General features: G+C 38.3%; 15 protein-coding genes. 13 read left to right on the top strand and 2 right to left on the bottom strand.

The window, feature by feature from the left end:
• The first annotated feature begins 74 nt into the window (after positions 1–74).
• The 6 genes from ABI125_02100 to ABI125_02125 are packed head-to-tail and all read left to right on the top strand — an operon-like array spanning position 75 to position 7,332.
• The gene (locus tag ABI125_02100; protein XCF06662.1) at positions 75–575 is read left to right on the top strand and encodes a transcriptional regulator; all 501 of its coding nucleotides are present in this window, start codon (positions 75–77) and stop codon (positions 573–575) included.
• A 4-nt stretch (positions 576–579) separates the two neighbouring features.
• On the top strand, positions 580–1,719 hold the full coding sequence (locus ABI125_02105; protein XCF07864.1) for an efflux RND transporter periplasmic adaptor subunit: 1,140 nt from the start codon (positions 580–582) through the stop codon (positions 1,717–1,719).
• 27 nt (positions 1,720–1,746) lie between these two features.
• Positions 1,747–4,884 carry an efflux RND transporter permease subunit gene (locus ABI125_02110; protein ID XCF06663.1) on the top strand — a complete coding sequence of 1,046 codons (3,138 nt, stop codon included), beginning with the start codon at positions 1,747–1,749 and terminating at the stop codon, positions 4,882–4,884.
• Between the two features lie 4 nt (positions 4,885–4,888).
• A complete protein-coding gene (locus ABI125_02115; GenBank protein ID XCF06664.1) occupies positions 4,889–6,298 on the top strand; it encodes an efflux transporter outer membrane subunit in 1,410 nt (469 codons plus the stop codon).
• 30 nt (positions 6,299–6,328) lie between these two features.
• A complete protein-coding gene (locus ABI125_02120) occupies positions 6,329–6,919 on the top strand; it encodes a TetR/AcrR family transcriptional regulator (GenBank protein XCF06665.1) in 591 nt (196 codons plus the stop codon).
• A 17-nt stretch (positions 6,920–6,936) separates the two neighbouring features.
• A complete protein-coding gene (locus ABI125_02125) occupies positions 6,937–7,332 on the top strand; it encodes a hypothetical protein (protein ID XCF06666.1) in 396 nt (131 codons plus the stop codon).
• A 5-nt stretch (positions 7,333–7,337) separates the two neighbouring features.
• Here the strand turns inward: ABI125_02125 and ABI125_02130 are convergent, their stop codons facing one another.
• Complete coding sequence (locus ABI125_02130) at positions 7,338–8,162, bottom strand: universal stress protein (protein XCF06667.1); 825 nt, start codon at positions 8,160–8,162, stop codon at positions 7,338–7,340.
• 160 nt (positions 8,163–8,322) lie between these two features.
• Between ABI125_02130 and rimP the strand changes: the two genes are divergently transcribed.
• The 5 genes from rimP to ABI125_02155 all read left to right on the top strand — a co-directional run bounded on the left by rimP (position 8,323) and on the right by ABI125_02155 (position 14,253).
• Positions 8,323–8,784, top strand: coding sequence for a ribosome assembly cofactor RimP (gene rimP, locus ABI125_02135; protein ID XCF06668.1), 462 nt, complete (start codon positions 8,323–8,325; stop codon positions 8,782–8,784).
• A 12-nt stretch (positions 8,785–8,796) separates the two neighbouring features.
• Complete coding sequence (gene nusA / locus ABI125_02140; protein XCF06669.1) at positions 8,797–10,029, top strand: transcription termination factor NusA; 1,233 nt, start codon at positions 8,797–8,799, stop codon at positions 10,027–10,029.
• A 79-nt stretch (positions 10,030–10,108) separates the two neighbouring features.
• Complete coding sequence (gene infB, locus ABI125_02145; GenBank protein ID XCF06670.1) at positions 10,109–12,874, top strand: translation initiation factor IF-2; 2,766 nt, start codon at positions 10,109–10,111, stop codon at positions 12,872–12,874.
• 100 nt (positions 12,875–12,974) lie between these two features.
• A complete protein-coding gene (locus ABI125_02150; protein ID XCF06671.1) occupies positions 12,975–13,559 on the top strand; it encodes a tail fiber protein in 585 nt (194 codons plus the stop codon).
• 7 nt (positions 13,560–13,566) lie between these two features.
• On the top strand, positions 13,567–14,253 hold the full coding sequence (locus ABI125_02155) for a T9SS type A sorting domain-containing protein (protein ID XCF06672.1): 687 nt from the start codon (positions 13,567–13,569) through the stop codon (positions 14,251–14,253).
• Between the two features lie 72 nt (positions 14,254–14,325).
• Here the strand turns inward: ABI125_02155 and ABI125_02160 are convergent, their stop codons facing one another.
• The gene (locus tag ABI125_02160; GenBank protein XCF06673.1) at positions 14,326–14,700 is read right to left on the bottom strand and encodes an SPOR domain-containing protein; all 375 of its coding nucleotides are present in this window, start codon (positions 14,698–14,700) and stop codon (positions 14,326–14,328) included.
• A 228-nt stretch (positions 14,701–14,928) separates the two neighbouring features.
• Between ABI125_02160 and ABI125_02165 the strand changes: the two genes are divergently transcribed.
• Entirely contained in the window at positions 14,929–16,224 is a 1,296-nt protein-coding gene (locus tag ABI125_02165) for a c-type cytochrome (GenBank protein XCF07865.1), read from the top strand.
• Positions 16,225–16,255: 31 nt separating this feature from the next.
• Positions 16,256–19,354 (top strand): TAT-variant-translocated molybdopterin oxidoreductase, encoded by a 3,099-nt coding sequence (locus ABI125_02170; GenBank protein XCF06674.1) that lies wholly within the window; start codon positions 16,256–16,258, stop codon positions 19,352–19,354.
• Positions 19,355–19,359: the final 5 nt, after the last annotated feature.

Raw genomic sequence — 19,359 nt, forward strand, 5'->3', positions numbered from 1 at the left:
ACAAATTAACTTCGTTTGGTTCGGTTTGTTCCGAACCTAATGTATTTTTGCAGCATAATTTTTTAAAATAATTTATGACGAAAGATATATGTAGCAAAAAAATGGCATTGGTTGAAAAACTTGGTGTGCATTTAGAAGGTAGAGAAAATCTAGCACCTGTTGCTGCACGCATTATGGCGTACGTAATTTTAACAGGTAAACGTGGTACTACGTTTGATGAAATGGTTACGGTACTTCAAGCCAGTAAAAGCACCATTTCTACGCATTTAAACCACTTGCAAGATTTAAAAAAGATAGAATACTTCACCAAAACGGGTGACCGTAAAAAGTATTTCATCATTAATAAAGATTCTGTTTTACATCATATTAATGAAATGATTAAGGAATGGGAAGAAGTTGCTACGCTTCACAAAGAAATCAAAGCATACAAAGAAGCTATTAACGAACATATTACAGATGAAGAGGAAAAGTTCGATTTAACCTTTCATAACGATTATTTGAAGTTTGTTAGAGATGCTTCAGCTTCAATAGAACAATTAAAAGAAAACCTAATTAAAAACAAATTCAACCTTTAAAATGATGACAACAAATAAATTAATTTCAATATTAACCATAGCTAGCGTGTTTCTAGTCGTGGTAAGCTGTGGTAATAAAGACAATGTGCAAGCAGCTGCAGCACAACAGCAGCAAATATTACCATTTCCGGTAACGCAAATTCAAACGCAAACGGTAACTGGTTACAACGAATATCCTGTAAATATAGAAGGTATTGTAAACAGTGATGTGCGTGCAAAAACTTCAGGATACATTCAAAAAGTATTGGTAGACGAAGGTGCTAGAGTACGCAAAGGTCAACCGCTTTTTAGGTTAGAAACGCAATCGCTAAGTCAAGATGCCGAAGCTGCAAAAGCACAAGTTAACGTGGCTCAAGTTGAGGTTGATAAGTTAAAACCTTTAGTAGAAAAAAACATTATTAGTCCTGTACAATTAGAAACTGCAAAAGCCAATTTAGCACAAGCCAAAGCGGCTTACAGCAGTATTGCTGCCAATATTGGTTATGCAACGGTAAAAAGTCCGGTTGATGGTTACGTGGGTTCTATTAATTTTAGAGAAGGCACTTTAGTAAGTGCTGCCGATGCAACACCATTAACTACGGTTAGTGATATTAGTCAAGTATATGCGTTTTTCACTTTAAACGAAGCGCAGTACATAGACCATTTAAAACGAATGACAGGTAAAACCAAAGCAGAACGTATTAAAAATTCGCCAGACGTAAGTTTAGTATTGGCAAATGGCGATATATATTCTGAAAAAGGTCGTATTCAAACCAGTACTGGTCAAATTAGCGAAACAACTGGTACCATTAAAGTAAGAGCAGCTTTTGATAATCCAAATGAGCTTTTAACTAACGGAAATAGTGGTAAAATACGTATTCCTTCAACTTACGAAAATGCAGTAGTTGTACCACAATCGTCAACCTTTGAGCAACAAGGTAAAGTAATGATTTACACGTTGGGCGAAGACAATAAAGTAAGCAGTAAAATTATTGAAGTTGAAGCTAAAGTAGATAATCTTTACGTGGTAAAATCGGGTATAGATGCTAGTACAAAAATTGTGGCATCTGGTGTTTCAAAATTACGCGATGGTATGCCAATTGCGCCACAAGAAATTCCGTTTAACGAAGCCACTAAAAAAGTAGCTACTTTATTTAAAAACTAAATTATTCCTTAAACATATTTATTAGTTATGTTAAAAACATTTATTGAAAGACCAGTGCTTTCAACAGTAATCTCTATTATCATAGTTATACTAGGTGTTATCAGTATAACATCCTTACCTATAGAGGAATATCCAGATATTGCGCCGCCAACTATTAAGGTTACGGCTAACTATACAGGTGCTAACGCAGAGACTGTTTTAGAGAGTGTAATTGTACCTATTGAAGAGCAAATTAATGGTGTAGAAGGTATGACGTATATTACCTCTACAGCATCAAATAATGGTACTGCCGAAATTACAGTGTATTTTGACCAAACCATGAATGCCGATATTGCTGCGGTAAACGTTCAAAACCGTGTAGCACGTGCAAATCCGTTGTTACCTTCAGAAGTTATCCAAACTGGTATTGTAACGCAAAAGCAAGAAACCAGTGCATTAATGTTTATTGCTATGTATTCTGATAGCGAAGATTACGATGCAACTTTTATTCAGAATTACTTAAAAATAAACGTAATTCCTGCAATGCAGCGTATTAAAGGTGTTGGTGATGTATCGGTATTTTCACAACAAGATTACGCTATGCGCGTTTGGTTAAAACCTGAAAAATTAGCGGCTTATAATTTAATTCCATCAGATATTACAGCTGCTTTAAACGAGCAGAATTTAGAAGCTGCAGCTGGTTCTTTAGGTGAAAATAATGGTGAATCTTTCTCTTATATTTTAAAGTATAGCGGACGATTTAAAGAAGAAGGACAGTATGCAGACATCGTAATTAAAGCGTTAGGAAATGGCGAATATTTACGATTGAAAGATGTCGCAGATATCGAGTTAGATGCGCAATCCTATTCATCTAATGCTACAAGTTTAGGACATCCAGCGGTATTTATGGGGATTTTCCAAACCAAAGGATCTAACGCTGCCGAAATTATTGAAAACATAAAAACCACTTTAGACGATGTAGAACAAGGTTTACCTGAAGGCTTAAACTTCTTTGTGCCTTACGATACAAGTTTATTCTTAAACGCATCTATAGACAAGGTAATTAGTACACTTTTAGAAGCCTTTTTACTGGTATTTTTAGTGGTGTTTATCTTCTTGCAAGATTTCCGTTCTACATTAATTCCTGCAATTGCAGTACCGGTTTCAATTATTGGTACCTTCTTTTTCTTGAATGTCTTTGGCTATTCCATAAACCTATTAACGCTTTTCGCATTAGTGCTGGCTATTGGTATTGTGGTAGATGATGCTATTGTTGTGGTAGAAGCCGTACACGCCAAAATGGATGAAGGTGAGAAAAAACCGAAAAGTGCCACATTAAAGGCTATGAGTGAAATTTCGGGTGCTATTATTTCTATTACGTTGGTAATGGCAGCGGTATTTATTCCGGTAACTTTTGTAACTGGTCCAACAGGTGTATTCTATGAGCAGTTTGGTGTTACTTTAATTATTGCCATTTTAATTTCGGCAGTAAACGCCTTAACCTTAAGTCCGGCATTGTGTGCATTGTTATTAAAAGAACATAAAGACGATGAAGAATTAAAAGGAAAAAATGCACTTCAAAAATTCTACACGTTATTTAACAGAGGATTTGATGCAACGGTAAATAAATACGGTAAGTCATTACAGTTTTTATATAAAAACAAATTTGTATCAGTAATGTTATTAATCATTGCTGGTGTAGGTATTTATTGGGCTGCAACAACAACGCCTACAGGATTTGTGCCAAATGAAGATAGAGGAATTATTTTCGCTAACATAGAATTACCTGCAGGTGCATCATTAGACCGTACCGAAGCAGTAACTAAAGAATTATACGCAAAAATTAAAGACCTTGATGGTGTAACAGATGCCAGTTTTATTAAAGGACGTAGTTTAATAAGTGGTGCTGGTAGTAACTTTGGTATTGGTTTCGTGAAGTTAGATGATTGGTCTGAAAGAGAATCTGAAGCCTTATCTGCACAAGCCATCACCGGAAAATTATTTGGTATTGCGGCAACTATTCCAGAAGCAAAAATTATTTTCTTCTCGCCACCAAGTATTCGTGGTTTTGGTAATTCAGCTGGTTTTGAGGTGAATTTATTAGATAAATTCGGTGGTGAGTTTACCGATTTAGATAAAGCAAATAAAGAGTTTGCAGCAGCCTTAATGAGTCATCCAGAAATTCAGTATGCTCAATCAGCATTCAACACTAATTATCCACAGTACGAAATGGAAGTTAATGTGCCTTTAGCAAAAGAAAAAGGTGTGGCTATTAACAGCATTTTCGGGACGCTTCAAGGTTATATCGGTGGAATTTACGCGTCAGATTTTAGCCGATTTGGTAAACAGTATCGTGTATACATTCAGTCGTTACCAGAAGACAGAGCAGATGAAAACGACCTAAACAGTATGTATGTTAGAACAAGTTCTGGTGAAATGACGCCAATTACACAGTTTGTAACCTTAAAACGTGTGTATGGTCCGCAATCGGTAACGCGTTTCAACCTATTTAATTCAACAAATATAACAGGTGCAACTAATCCTGGATTTAGTACAGGTGATGCCATTAGAGTGATTGAAGAAGAAGTGGCAAAACTGCCAAGTAATTACACCGTTGCATATTCTGGTTTAACACGAGAAGAGGTAAATGCAGGTAACCAAACCACGTTTATTTTCATCTTAAGTATTCTGTTTGTGTATTTCTTATTAAGTGCGCAGTACGAGAGTTATATTTTACCATTTTCGGTATTATTATCGCTACCATTTGGTGTATTTGGTGCGTATATAAGTACGAAATTCTTTGGATTGGAAAACAACATTTACTTCCAAATTGCACTGATAATGCTGGTTGGTCTGTTGGCTAAAAACGCCATACTTATTGTTGAGTTTGCATTGCAACGACGCAAACAAGGCGAAGGTATAGTAGATGCAGCTATTCATGGAGCCAAAGCACGTTTACGACCAATTTTAATGACATCGTTCGCCTTTATACTTGGGTTAATGCCATTGGTATTGGCCAAAGGTGTTGGTGCCGAAGGAAACAATTCTATTGGTACAGGTGCAGCTGGTGGTATGTTAATAGGAACCATTTTAGGTGTATTTGTTATTCCAATTTTATTCATCTTTTTTCAATGGTTACAAGAAAAAGTATCGCGTAAACCAGAAGTAGAAACAATTGAAGCTTAAAAAAATGAAATTAACTATAAATAAAAATTTTAGTAAAGGCGCATTAATTTTAATGCTGGCGCTAACACTGCAAAGTTGTTTTGTGGCGAAGGATTACACACGTCCTGAATTAGAAGAAACAGAACATTTGTATAGAACCGATAACTTACCACAAGATAGTATATCGTTAGCAGATGTATCGTGGAAAGATATGTTTAAAGACCAATATTTAGCGCAATATATTGAAGAAGGTCTTCAAAACAACCTAGATATTCGTGTGGCTATTCAGCAAATTGCTATTGCGAATGCGTACATGAAACAAGGTAAAGCAGGTTATTTACCAACGTTAACTGGTACAGCCCAAGTAACACATCAAGAACTGTCTGAAAACAGTCAGTTTGGTGGTTTTTTCTCGTCTGTAGATCAATATGAATTATCTGGTAGTTTATCTTGGGAAGCCGATATTTGGGGTAAAATAAGAAGTAATAAACGTGCAGGCGAAGCCAGTTATTTACAAACTGTAGCAGCACATAAAGCTGTAAAAACCGAATTAATTTCGGCAATAGCATCAACCTATTATCAACTATTAGCCTTAGATGAACAATTAGAAATTACTGAAAGAACCATTGCCACTAGAGACAGTAGTGTTTACACTATTAAGGCATTAAAAGATGCTGGAAATGTAACACAAGTTGCTGTAGACCAATACATAGCGCAGTTTAACAATGCCAAAGCGTTAAAAGTAGATTTACAAGCAGCCATTTTTAGAACCGAAAACACGTTAAATTTCTTATTAGGAAGACCTGCAGAACCAATTGAACGTAGTAAGTTAACCGAGCAACAGTTAGATGAAAACATTACACTTGGCGTGCCAGCAACCTTGTTGAGAAATAGACCAGATGTGATTGCTTCAGAATACAATTTAATCAATGCTTTTGAGCTAACTAATGTGGCAAAAAGTAACTTTTATCCATCGTTGACCTTAACCGCAAGTGGCGGATTTCAAAGTTTAGAATTAGATAAATTATTTAATGCCAATTCATTGTTTGCAACAGTTGTTGGTGGTTTAACACAGCCAATTTTTAATCAGCGTAAAATAAAAACACAACACGAAGTAGCCAAAGCACAGCAAGAACAAGCGCTTTTAAACTTTAAGAAAACCTTGTTAACTGCAGGTAACGAAGTGTCTAACGCACTTTACGTTTACAATGCTGAAACCGAAAAATTCGAATATCGTAAAAATGAAGTTGAAGCCTTAAGACAAGCTGAAGCAAACTCAGAAGAGCTATTGCAAAATGGTTTAGCTAATTATCTTGATTTGTTAACCGCAAGAGAAAGTGCGCTTAATGCCGAATTAAACGTTATTGATAACAAATTACAACAATTGCTAAGTGCGGTAACTTTATACGAAGCACTTGGTGGCGGTTGGCAATAGATTTTTTTTTAATGTTAGGTTAGTTTGTTTATGATTGGCAAAGAACACATTATTGCGTTCGCAGCCGAGAAATTCACCCAATTCGGCAGCAAGCGGTTCACTATGGATGAGCTCGCTGCCCTATTGGGGATTTCTAAAAAAACAATTTACCAGTATTTTTCCAGTAAAGAAGATTTGGTGGTGGCCAGTATTCAATATTTAATTGACGAATACAACGAAACACTAGAGCATTTAATAAAATCCGAGAAAGACCCAATCACTAGTATTATTTTAATGTACGAAAAGGCTTTTGAGCGCCTAAAGTACTTTAAACCTTCCTTTATTTTCGGACTAAGAAAATACTATCCGTTAGCCAACAAAGTATTTGACGATTTTCGGAATAATTTTGTAAAAGAACGGATTTACAGCCTTTTGAAAGTGGCAAAAGAAAAAGACATTTTATTGGAAGGGGTAAATTTAGATTTGTTTTGCGATCTGTACTTTAAACGGTTTGAAGAAGTCGCTTTTATACGTAATAACTTGTTCGATGTGTATTCTAACACAGATTTGCTAAACCATTTTATTATTTTTAGTTTACGGGGCATTACCAAACCCAATTATTCGAATCCTTATTTTGAATAGTTTTCTATTTTTGCAGCATGAAGAAAGATATTGATATTCCAAAAGTTGAAGGTGTTTATGTAGCCGTGGTAAACGAGTACAACGATATTTATAAAACCCAAGATTGGAACGCTTACATCATTAACGATAAAGCTGTGGATTTGGAAGTGGTACTAATTGTAACCAACGGTTATGCCGGCGATAAAATAACATCCACCTTTCGGAAAAAACTCGATAAGCTTCCCGCAAAAAGCTATGCCAAAATCGAATTGATGCAGGAAGAACTCTTTGCTTTAAACAACCAATTTAAAGTATCGTTTTTTGAGGGCAACCAAATGTTCGATAAAACCTATCTGTTTAGAAAAAATACCATTAACGAAAAGGCGTTGCAGCCCATTCCTTTAATGAAAGTGAAAGGGGTTTTGGTGAAGTAAGTTTACTAAATCTTAAAGGTAATTACCGGACGTTTGGCGTGGTTTACTAAATCTTCGCTGATGCTGCCATTAAAAAAATGCGAAAGCCCTTGGCGGCCGTGGGTACTCATGCCAATGATGTCGGCGTTAATGGATTCGGCAAAATTCATAATGCCTTTTTCAATACTTAAATCGTTGTAAATGTTTAAAGAGTGCGGTTTGTCGCCCAATAGTTTTTGATAGCTTTCCATCCGTTCGTTAGCTTCCTCGGTGGTTATAAACATATTGGGTGTGTTCACCAATAGAAGGTGCAATTTGGCGCCAAACATATCGGCGAAATTCATGGCTTTTTTAAAGGCATCTTTGCTTTCATCTTCAAAATCTGAAGCAAAAACAAAATGGCCAACATTAAAGATGGGATGCTCTTTTTTAACCACCAAAACTGGTGTTTCAGAGGTTCGAACTACTTTTTCGGTATTGCTGCCAATCAACATTTCGCGCAGTCCGCTTACGCCGTTAGATCCCATTACAATCAAATCGATGTCGTGCTTTTTGCATACATGGAAAATGCCTTTGAAAATTTCTTGAAAGTCTACAGTTTCGTGCACTGTTATCCCTTCTAAAAAATCTTTCTTCATAAGGGTTTCAAACTTTTTGTGCGCCAGTTTCATAAAAAACATGGCTTCGGGCAAAGCACTTTGTGTGCCCAAAGGGTCTACTTCCTGAAGAGGGATTTCAAGCATGTGAAGCAGAAAAATTTCGCAATTGTGCTTTTTTGCGATTTGCGCCGCCACCTTAAGGGCGTTTTCGGCTTGTTCAGAAAAATCGGTGGGGACAAGTAATTTTTTCATCAGTTCAAGGTGTATTTAGTTAGTGTTTTATTGAGTCAGATGTATTTAAATTTATGAAATATTCCTTTAAAAATCAATAAAATATTATATATTTGCACCATAGAAAGACGAAATTAAAGATTATGAGGGGACAAAAAGTCCCCTCTTTTTATACTAAAAAATGTTTAAAACGAAGGTTACAGAATTACTTGATGCTGCATTGACGGAACGCCAAGATTTGTTTTTAATAGATTTAAGCATTTCGCCAAGCAACCACATAAAAGTGATTATTGATGGCGATAATGGTGTTTTGGTTGACGATTGTATTTTTGTAAGCCGCGCCATAGAGCATAATTTAGACCGTGAGGAGGAAGATTTTTCTTTGGAAGTGATGTCGGCAGGAGCAGCCTCGCCATTGGTGCATCAGCGCCAGTATAAAAAAAATATAAGTCGAACGCTTCAGGTGAAAACCAATTCAGAAAGTGTTGAAGGGGTACTTGCCGAAGCAGACGATAAAAGTATAAAGCTAGAATGGAAGGTTAGAGAGCCCAAGCCCGTTGGTAAAGGCAAAACCACCGTAAAAAAGGAAGCCAATATTCCTTATGAAGATATTGTTGAAGCAAAAGTTATGATTAAATTTTAATTTAAAAGAGATATGGAAAATGTCGCGTTAATTGAATCTTTTTCAGAATTCAAAGACGATAAGTTAATTGACAGAGTAACGTTAATGGCTATTTTGGAAGAAGTATTTAGAAGTGCCCTTAAGAAGAAATTTGGAGATGATGATAATTTTGATATTATTGTTAACCCAGACAAAGGGGATTTAGAAATATGGAGAAATAGGATTGTGGTTGCCGACGGAGAGGTAGAGGACGAAAACCAAGAAATCTCTCTTTCTGAAGCGCAAAAAATTGAGCCCGATTTCGAGGTTGGCGAAGATGTATCTGAAGAAGTAAAGTTGGTCGATTTGGGGAGACGTGCCATTTTAGCATTGCGCCAAAACCTAATTTCTAAAATTCACGAGCACGACAATACCATCATCTACAAGCAATTTAAAGATTTAGTAGGTGAAATTTATACAGCCGAAGTGCACCACATCCGTCATAGAGCCGTGATTTTGTTGGATGACGAAGGTAACGAAATCGTGCTTCCAAAAGACAAGCAAATCCCGTCTGATTTCTTTAGAAAAGGCGATAACGTTCGCGGTGTCATTGACAGTGTGGAGTTAAAAGGCGCCAAACCAACTATAATCATGTCGAGAAGCTCGCCCGTATTTTTGGAAAAACTTTTCGAGCAGGAAATTCCAGAGGTGTTCGATGGCTTGATTACTATAAAAAATGTAGTGAGAATTCCAGGTGAAAAGGCAAAAGTAGCTGTAGATTCTTATGACGATAGAATTGACCCAGTAGGTGCCTGTGTAGGTATGAAGGGATCAAGAATACATGGTATTGTACGTGAGTTGGGTAACGAAAACATCGATGTAATTAACTATACCAACAACTTACAATTGTTTATTACACGTGCCTTGAGCCCTGCAAGAGTAACTTCAATAAAAATTGATGAAGAAGCGAAGCGTGCCGAGGTAATTTTAAAACCAGAAGAGGTAAGTAAAGCCATTGGTAGAGGTGGGCACAACATTCGTTTGGCCGGTCAATTAACAGGTTACGAAATCGATGTGTTTAGAGAAGGTGCTGAAGAAGATGTGGAATTAAGAGAATTCTCTGATGAAATTGAAGGATGGATCATCGAAGAATTCAGCAAAGCTGGAATGGATACGGCAAAAAGCGTATTGGAGCAAGATGTTGATGATTTGGTGAAAAGAACCGACTTGGAAGAGGAAACCATTAACGAAGTTATCAGAATTCTTAGGGAAGAATTTGAAGAATAATAAAAATAGTGCAGATTTGCACAACTTTGTGCCATTATAAAGGCATAATATATATATTTGAGTATTTTAAAGGCAATTTATGGCTGAAACAATTAGATTAAATAAAGTATTACGCGAACTGAACATTTCACTAGATCGGGCCGTTGAATTTTTAGATTCAAAAGGTATCGAGATAGAGAAGCGTCCAACGACCAAAATTTCTGAGGAAACTTATAATATCCTTTCCGATGAATTTGAGACCGACGCGAATAAGAAAATGAAGTCGCAAAAAGTAAGCGAAGCTAAGCAAAAGGAAAAAGAAGATTTGCGTATTAAGCGCGAACAGGAGTTAGAGGCTAAGCAAAAAGAAGAAGAAGCCAAAGAAAAAGCCAAGCAAGAAGAAATTGTAAAGGCATCTAAAACGCTGTCAGGTCCAAAAACAGTGGGGAAGATAGATTTAGAACCCAAAAAGGCCGAAGAAAAGCCTGCCGCTCCTAAAGAAGAAGCTAAATCTGCTGAAAAGCCAGTGGAAGCCAAAAAAGAGGAGCCAAAAGAAGTTAAGCCTAAAACAGAAGAAAAACCTGTTGCTCCTGCCGCAAAAGAAGAAAAAAAGGAGGAGAAAAAAGCCGATGAACCTGCTAAAGAGCAACCTAAAAAGGTGTTGATTGATGGTGAATTGGTGGTTCCTCAAGAAAAGGTAAAAACCCAATACCAAAAACTTACCGGCCCTAAAATTGCTGGCGATAAAATTGATCTATCGCAATTTAACAAGCCTAAGAAAAAGAAAGAGGATAAAAAATCCGATTCAAAACCAGGTGATGCTGGTGCAGGAAAAAGAAAGCGCAGAAGAATCAGTAAAGTTGGTGGCCCTCAAGATAACAAGGGAGGTAACAGAGGCGGTAACGATCGCTTTAATAAAGGCAAAGGCCAAGGACGTAGAAACATTGTAAAGGAAGAGCCTAGCGAAGAAGATGTAAAAAAACAAGTGCGCGAAACACTCGAAAAACTTCAAGGGAAGTCCAGTAAAGGTAAGGGTGCTAAGTATAGAAGAGATAAGCGTGATCAGCACAGAGAACAATCTGAGCTAGATCAACAAATGGAAGCTGCGGAAAGCAAAATCCTGAAAGTAACCGAGTTTGTTACGGCAAGCGAGGTGGCAACTATGATGGACGTTGGTGTAACACAGGTTATTTCGGCTTGTATGTCATTAGGAATGATGGTGACGATGAACCAGCGTTTGGATGCTGAAACCTTATCGATCGTTGCCGAAGAATTCGGATACAAGGTTGAATTTGTAACGGCTGATATTGAGGAATCGATTGAAGAAGTAGAGGATCAGCCAGAAGATTTACAGCCACGCGCGCCAATTGTTACGGTAATGGGTCATGTAGATCACGGTAAAACATCGCTTCTGGATTATATACGTGAAGAAAATGTAATTGCTGGCGAGTCTGGTGGAATTACCCAGCATATTGGAGCTTACGGCGTAACCTTAGAGGGCGGACAAAAAATTGCCTTTTTAGATACACCAGGTCACGAAGCGTTTACGGCCATGCGTGCCCGTGGTGCGCAGGTAACCGATATTGCTATTATTGTTGCTGCAGCTGATGATGATATCATGCCACAAACCAAAGAGGCCATCGCACACGCTCAGGCTGCCGGTGTTCCTATTGTTTTTGCTATCAACAAAATTGATAAACCTAATGCAAACCCTGATAAGATTAAGGAAGGCTTAGCCAATATGAATCTTCTAGTTGAAGATTGGGGCGGTAAAATACAATCGCACGATATTTCGGCCAAATTTGGTACTGGTGTTAATGAGCTTTTGGAAAAAGTATTGCTAGAAGCTGAATTGTTGGAATTAAAAGCCAACCCTAACAAAGCTGCTCAAGGTACAGTAGTGGAAGCCTTTTTAGATAAAGGTCGCGGATACGTTTCAACGGTTTTAGTGCAGGCAGGTACACTAAGGGTTGGAGATTATGTGTTAGCAGGGCAGCATAGCGGAAAAGTAAAAGCGATGCAGGATGAACGAGGCCAAGATATAGAAGCCGCTGGTCCATCAACTCCAGTATCCATCCTTGGTTTGGATGGCGCGCCTCAAGCAGGTGATAAATTCAATGTATTTGAAGATGAGCGTGAAGCCAAACAAATTGCAGCCAAGCGTGCACAATTGCAACGCGAGCAGTCTGTAAGAACGCAACGCCATATTACGCTTGATGAAATTGGTCGTCGTATTGCATTGGGTGATTTCCAAGAACTGAACATTATCCTTAAAGGTGATGTGGACGGTTCTGTGGAGGCGTTAACCGATTCGTTCCAAAAGCTTTCTACTGAAGAAATCCACGTTAATATCATCCATAAAGGCGTAGGTGCCATTACAGAAAGTGATGTGTTATTGGCAACGGCTTCCGATGCGATTATTATCGGATTTAATGTGCGACCTGTTGGTAACGCAAGGTCCATTGCAGATAAAGAAGAAATCGATATTAGAACATACTCGATCATCTACGATGCCATTAACGACCTTAAAGATGCTATGGAAGGCATGTTGTCTCCAGAGCTTAAAGAAGAAGTTACGGGTACTGCAGAAATCAGGGAAACCTTCAAGGTGTCTAAAATTGGTACGATTGCAGGTTGTATGGTAACCAATGGAAAAATACTAAGAAACTCAGGAGTACGTTTAATACGTGACGGTGTTGTGGTTCATACTGGTGAATTGGCTTCGTTGAAACGATTTAAGGACGATGTGAAGGAAGTTTCCAAAGGATACGATTGTGGTATGCAAATTAAAAACTTCAACGATGTTAAGGAAGGCGATATTATTGAAGCGTTCCATGAAGTTGAGGTTAAAAAGAAACTGAAATAATAAATAGAATTTAAGCAATTCGTTTAAAAGCACTTATCAATTGATAAGTGCTTTTTTTTTGCCTATCTTTAAAGGAGCTATTAATTTTAAATCTATCATTATGAAAAAAAGAATTACAATCGGGTTCTTTCTCCTTTGCTTTGTTTTTAGTTTCCAATTGAACGCTCAAGAGGGTTTTATTGGTGAAATACGCATGTTTGCTGGAAATTTTGCACCAAGAAGTTGGGCCTTATGCGACGGGCAATTATTGGCCATAAGTCAGTATCAAGCTTTGTTCTCCATTTTAGGAACTACCTATGGCGGCGATGGCCGAACCACTTTTGCCCTTCCCGATTTGCGGGGTCGTGTGGCTATCCATCCGGGTAGTGGTCCCGGGCTTAGTACTTACCGCCAAGGGAGTAAAGGCGGTACGGAAACAAATACGCTAACGGTTTCGCAAATGCCACCGCACTCCCATACTGTAAATGCTGTAGTAGAGGATGGTAACCAATCCGTGCCAACCGGAAATTTACCAGCGGGTACAAAGGCATTAGATAAAGAATATTCAGATGCAGCAGCCAACACAACAATGAACAGCACTATGATTGGAAACTCCGGAGGTGGTCAGCCCGTAAATAATATTCAGCCTTACGGTACTGTAAATTACATTATTTGCCTTCAAGGCATTTTTCCATCTCGAAACTAGTTTGGTTATGAAAACAAATATTCAAACCCTTTTAATTGTGATGTGCTGTTACAGTGTTTTTGGCCAAATTACCTTTAATGGCTGCCATGATTTGTTCGAAAATCAAGACTATATTTTCAGTTACGTTGAAACTGATGCTACGGGCAGAAATGTTTACACCACGATTCCTGTTGATGGTGAACAATCCTGCGGAGGCATTGGTACATGTGAATTTAAAATTAAGTGGAATGATGTCGACAGCGTTTGGGAATTTACTGCCGACGATGGCAATGGTGATTTTGGCTCACCTTACGTTATTTATACCAATACAATTGCTTCTAGTCCCAATCCGCCAAGTTTGGTGTTGGGCACTTGGATTGAAAACAGTTCAATTACAGATAGTGGTTGTGGAGGAAATTTGAGTCCTTCGAATGCTGTTTTAACCGGCGATGTTCAGGATGAAGAACTTTCGATAGAAGAAAGCGCTGTTGCAGACATGGTACGTGTTTACCCTGTGCCTGCCAAACATTCCATCCAAATCAAAACCACGGTGAATATTGATTCACTTGTTCTTTTTGATGTATTTGGAAAAGCTGTAGTCCGCCAATTTTCAGCAATTGATAATGTAGATGTTTCTGGCTTAAAATCGGGAGTGTATTTTTTAAAAATTGAAACTCGCCAGGGCAACGTTTTAAAGAAGATAACAGTAAAGTAAGCTTTAATAGAAAAGGGCGTCAAGTATAGCATTTACTTGACGCCCAGTATAAACTGTTTGTTTCGCTTTTGTTTATTTTTTGGGTTTAAAGATAAAAGCTATAGGGAACTTCTTTTTTATTTGTTGCAACGCTCTATCAGCCTCCAATCGTGTTCTGAAATTGCCCACCCAAATTTTAAAATTTGGTGGTTCGTAAACATCGGTTGAATACCATTCGGAAAACGATTCTTTGAATTCACTTTGTGCCTTTTGGGCTCCCGAGCGGTTTCCGGAGTAGATTTGGATTTTATATCGATCTGAATCGTTGTCGTTTTTGTTCATTTCCTTCATCAGATTCATCAAAACATCTATTTTTGGGTCTCGATTTATTTCGGTTTTTCCTTGTTGGGAAAAGCCCAAAGTGATGCCCAATGCAAAAACGAGAATGCTTAAAATGCTAGTTTTCAAATTCAATGGTTTCATTTTTAAATATTTTTCACAAATGTATATGATATTAACTGAAATGCGTGCTTTTTTATTATTTAGAATTGCTCTAAATTATCAATTAACACTTATGTAACATTTCTAAAATGGACTTTTAATATTACTTTTGCGACAGATTTTTTTAACTGTATTTTTTCTATTTCGTAAATGAAAAAATCATACCAAAGTTTAGAAGTTAACATAACCAACAATATGGAAAAGGTGATTCACCGTAAATTGAGCGCAAACATTCTTCGTTTAGGCTTAATGGTTTTACTAGCGTTTACAACCTCTCTTTCGGCTCAAGATGGAGATCCAGCAAAAGGAAAAGCTTTATTTAATGCCAATTGTGCAGCTTGTCATAAATTAGATAAAAAAATGACCGGACCGGCATTGCGTAATGTTGAAGCGCGTTTGTCCGACGAGCAAGGTTTGGATAGGGATTGGATTCATGCTTGGATAAGAAACAGTTCGGGTGTGATAAAGTCTGGGGACGCCTATGCTAACAAAATTTACAATGAGTACAGTGGAGCGGCAATGACTGCTTTTCCGCAATTATCGGATGATGATATTAATAATATCTTAGCTTATACGGCTGAAGAGCCAGCTGCTCCTGCTCAGGGTGCTGCGGGCGGTGCTGTGGCAACTCAAGCTCCTGCTGCTTCTGGAGGGATTTCAAACGAAATTATTTTAGGGGCTCTGGCTGTTTTGTTTATCCTTTTGGCTGCTGGGCTATACTTGGTGAACAAAACGTTGCGTCGTTTTGCTGAAGCTCAGAATATAGAATTGCCAGAAGAAACAAAAGGAACACCGCTTTGGAAAGCTTTCGTTCAAAATCAATTCTTGATGATTGTAGTGGCGATTTTCTTCTTGCTTTCAAGTGCTTATTTTGTGTATGGCTACTTATCTCAAATTGGTGTTGATCAAGGGTATCAACCAGTGCAGCCTATTCACTTTTCACATAAAATCCACGCGGGCGATAACGGTATCGATTGTAAGTACTGTCACTCTTCTGCTAGAGTAAGTAAAACTTCAGGTATTCCTTCGTTGAATGTTTGTATGAACTGTCATAAGTCAATTTATGAATACACTGGTGAAACATCTCCTGAGTATTCAAAAGAATTTTATGATGGTGAAATCCAAAAGCTATATGCTGCTGCTGGATGGAGCGATGCCGACCAAAAATACACTGGTGAATCTCAACCTGTAAAATGGGTTAGAATTCATAACTTGCCAGACTTCGCCTATTTTAACCACTCGCAACACGTTACCGTTGCAGGTGTTGAGTGCCAAACTTGCCATGGCCCTGTTGAGGAAATGGAAATTATGTACCAACACGCGCCACTTACCATGGGATGGTGTATTAACTGTCACAGAGAAACCAATGTGGCTGTAAAAGACAATGCGTACTATGAGAAAATCCATGAAGAGCTTTCTAAAAAGTACGGTGTTGAGGAGTTAACTGCGGCTCAAATGGGTGGTTTGGAATGTGGTAAGTGCCACTATTAATAATTAATAAGAAGTAATTCAATTATATCATATGTCATCAAACAAGAAATACTGGAAAAGTGTTGAAGAGCTAAACGAAAATAGCTCTATTGTTGAGACGCTAAAACAAAACGAGTTTGTTAACGAGATTCCTACTGATGAATTTTTAGGTGATAAAGATACGTTAGAGACTACATCAACTACTCGTCGCGATTTCTTAAAATATGTTGGGTTTAGTACAGCGGCTGCTTCTTTGGCAGCATGTGAAGGCCCAGTTAAAAAATCGATTCCTTACGTGGTTCAGCCTACCGAGATCATTCCGGGTGTGGCCAACTACTATGCAACTACTATTGCAGACGGATTTGATTTTGCTAGCGTATTGGTTAAAACTCGCGAAGGCCGTCCAATAAAAATTGAAAACAATGCGATGGCTAAAACAAATGGCAGTGCTAATGCCAGAGTTAACGCATCTGTTTTAGGTTTGTATGACAGTTTAAGGGTTCAGGGTCCAAAAAAAGAAGGGAAAGCTATTTCTTGGAGTGATTTTGATGCTGAGACCAATCAGAAATTAACCGATTTAAAAGTTGCAGGAAAAGAGATTGTGTTGTTAACGCAAACTTTTGCTAGTCCATCAACAAGTAAGTTGATTTCAGAATTCAAAGAAAAATATGGTAACGTTCGCCATGTAGTTTATGATGCTGTTTCAGAATCTGCTGCATTGGATGCTTACCAGGCAAAATATGGAGAACGCGGATTAGCGAACTACGATTTTGAAAAAGCGATGACAATCGTTTCTGTTGGAGCTGATTTCTTAGGCGATTGGCAAGGCGGAGGCTTCGATTCTGGCTATGCCAAAAACCGAGTGCCAGACCACGGAAAAATGTCTCGTCACGTACAGTTTGAAGCTAATATGTCGTTAACTGGTGCTAATGCCGATAAGCGTGTGCCATTAACGCCATCACAACAAAAAATAGCTTTAGCTAAATTGCATAGCTATATTGTTGGTGGTTCAGTTTCTGGGAATTTACCTGAAAAAGCAGAAGAAGCTGTTAGGAATGCGGCTTCCCAATTGAAAAAATCAGGAAGTAAAGCGGTTGTAGTTACAGGAATTCAAGATGTAAACGCACAAACCGTTGTTTTTGAAATCAACGAAGCTTTAGGAAGTAAAGCATTTGATCCAAAAACACCAATAAAAACAAAACAGGGTAGCGATAAGTCAGTAGCCCAATTGGTTGCTGATATGAAAGCTGGAAAAGTTGGGGCAATCATCGCAAGTGGTGTTAATCCTGCTTATTCTTTACCAAATGCAGCTGATTTTGTTGAAGGATTAAAGAAAACAGAATTATCGATTGTGTTTTCAATGAAGGAAGATGAAACCTCTTCTGAAGCACAATATATCGCAGCAGCGCCTCACTATTTAGAATCCTGGGGTGATGTTGAAATCAAAAAGGGACATTTTGCTTTAACGCAACCTACCATTCGTCCGTTATTCGATACAAGACAATTTCAAGAGGCTTTGTTGAAGTGGACGGGTAACGATGCTTCTTACCACGATTATATCAAAGAAGCTTGGGGTACTTCTATTTTAGGAGGTGGTTCTTTCAATAAGGCACTTCACGATGGAATCTATGTAGGTTCAATTGCCACTGAAGTTCAAGATACAGCTGAAGTTGTTGAGGAAGAAGCTGCTGCAACACCATTTAGCAATGCCGCTAGAACATTGGCTGCTTCTGCTAAATCAGAAGGTCTTGAATTGACTTTATACACAAAAACAGGAATGGGTGATGGCCAACAAGCCAACAACCCATGGTTGCAAGAATTCCCCGATCCTATCACTAGAACATCTTGGGATAACTATTTAACCGTTTCAAAAGCAGATGCTGAGGCATTAGGCTTAATGAATAAGCACGTTGCCAATGGAGCTTTAAACGGAAGTTATGCTAAAGTGACTGTTAACGGTGTGTCTGTTACCGCTCCGGTAATTATTCAGCCAGGACAGGCTAAAGGGTCTGTTGGTCTTTCATTCGGTTACGGAAGAACCTTAGGTTTGAAGGAAGAAATGCAAACGGGTGTTAATGCCTATCCATTATACCAAAACTTCAATAACGTACAGAGTGTTTCTGTTGAGGCGGCATCTGGTGAGCACGAATTTGCTTGCGTACAGTTGCACAATACCTTAATGGGACGTGGTGATATCGTTAAGGAAACCACTTTAGAGATATTCAATACTAAAGATAAAAAATACTGGAATGCAGTACCTGTGGTGTCATTAAACCACGAAGAAACTCCAGTAACTTCACCAGAAGTGGATTTATGGGATGAGTTTGATCGTTCTGTAGGTCACCACTTCAACCTTTCTATCGACTTAAATGCGTGTACAGGATGTGGGGCTTGCGTTATTGCTTGTCATGCTGAAAACAACGTACCAGTAGTTGGTAAGTCTGAAGTACGTCGTAGCCGTGATATGCACTGGTTACGTATCGATAGATATTATTCATCTGAAACCTCATTTGAAGGCGATAACGAGAAAAAAGATAACATTTCTGGTTTAGGAAGTTCGTTAAGTGAATTTGGCGAAATGGAAAATGCTTCTGAGAATCCTCAAGTAGCATTCCAACCGGTAATGTGTCAGCACTGTAACCACGCACCTTGTGAAACGGTTTGTCCGGTAGCGGCAACATCACATGGTCGTCAAGGTCAAAACCACATGGCTTACAACCGTTGTGTGGGTACAAGATACTGTGCTAACAACTGTCCTTACAAAGTACGTCGTTTCAACTGGTTCCTTTACAATGGAAATGATGAGTTCGATTACCACATGAACGATGATTTAGGTCGTATGGTATTGAATCCAGATGTTGTGGTACGTTCTCGTGGTGTGATGGAAAAATGTTCTCTGTGTATCCAAATGACACAGAAAACTATCCTTGATGCGAAGCGTGACGGACGTGAGATTAAAGATGGTGAGTTCCAAACAGCGTGTTCTGCGGCATGTAGTAGTGGTGCCATGGTATTTGGAGACATCAACGACAAAGAAAGCAAAGTTGCAAAACTTAAGGAAGATAACCGTATGTACCACTTGTTGGAGCACGTAGGAACGAAGCCAAACGTGCAGTACCACACGAAAGTGAGAAATACAACTGAAGCATAAATCTA

Origin of the sequence: Tamlana crocina, from assembly GCA_040429635.1 — a bacterium.
In the GTDB taxonomy this organism is placed as follows: Bacteria; Bacteroidota; Bacteroidia; order Flavobacteriales; family Flavobacteriaceae; genus Flavisericum; species Flavisericum crocinum.

Bases quoted from the DNA above. Each gene is read 5' to 3' on its own strand.
- ABI125_02125 (XCF06666.1), top strand. From the start codon at position 6,937: ATGAAGAAAGATATTGATATTCCAAAAGTTGAAGGTGTTTATGTAGCC.
- ABI125_02155 (XCF06672.1), top strand. From the start codon at position 13,567: ATGAAAACAAATATTCAAACCCTTTTAATTGTGATGTGCTGTTACAGT.
- ABI125_02115 (XCF06664.1), top strand. From the start codon at position 4,889: ATGAAATTAACTATAAATAAAAATTTTAGTAAAGGCGCATTAATTTTA.
- rimP (XCF06668.1), top strand. From the start codon at position 8,323: ATGTTTAAAACGAAGGTTACAGAATTACTTGATGCTGCATTGACGGAA.
- ABI125_02110 (XCF06663.1), top strand. From the start codon at position 1,747: ATGTTAAAAACATTTATTGAAAGACCAGTGCTTTCAACAGTAATCTCT.
- ABI125_02130 (XCF06667.1), bottom strand. From the start codon at position 8,162: ATGAAAAAATTACTTGTCCCCACCGATTTTTCTGAACAAGCCGAAAAC.
- nusA (XCF06669.1), top strand. From the start codon at position 8,797: ATGGAAAATGTCGCGTTAATTGAATCTTTTTCAGAATTCAAAGACGAT.
- ABI125_02120 (XCF06665.1), top strand. From the start codon at position 6,329: ATGATTGGCAAAGAACACATTATTGCGTTCGCAGCCGAGAAATTCACC.
- ABI125_02165 (XCF07865.1), top strand. From the start codon at position 14,929: ATGGAAAAGGTGATTCACCGTAAATTGAGCGCAAACATTCTTCGTTTA.
- ABI125_02100 (XCF06662.1), top strand. From the start codon at position 75: ATGACGAAAGATATATGTAGCAAAAAAATGGCATTGGTTGAAAAACTT.
- ABI125_02105 (XCF07864.1), top strand. From the start codon at position 580: ATGACAACAAATAAATTAATTTCAATATTAACCATAGCTAGCGTGTTT.
- ABI125_02170 (XCF06674.1), top strand. From the start codon at position 16,256: ATGTCATCAAACAAGAAATACTGGAAAAGTGTTGAAGAGCTAAACGAA.
- ABI125_02150 (XCF06671.1), top strand. From the start codon at position 12,975: ATGAAAAAAAGAATTACAATCGGGTTCTTTCTCCTTTGCTTTGTTTTT.
- infB (XCF06670.1), top strand. From the start codon at position 10,109: ATGGCTGAAACAATTAGATTAAATAAAGTATTACGCGAACTGAACATT.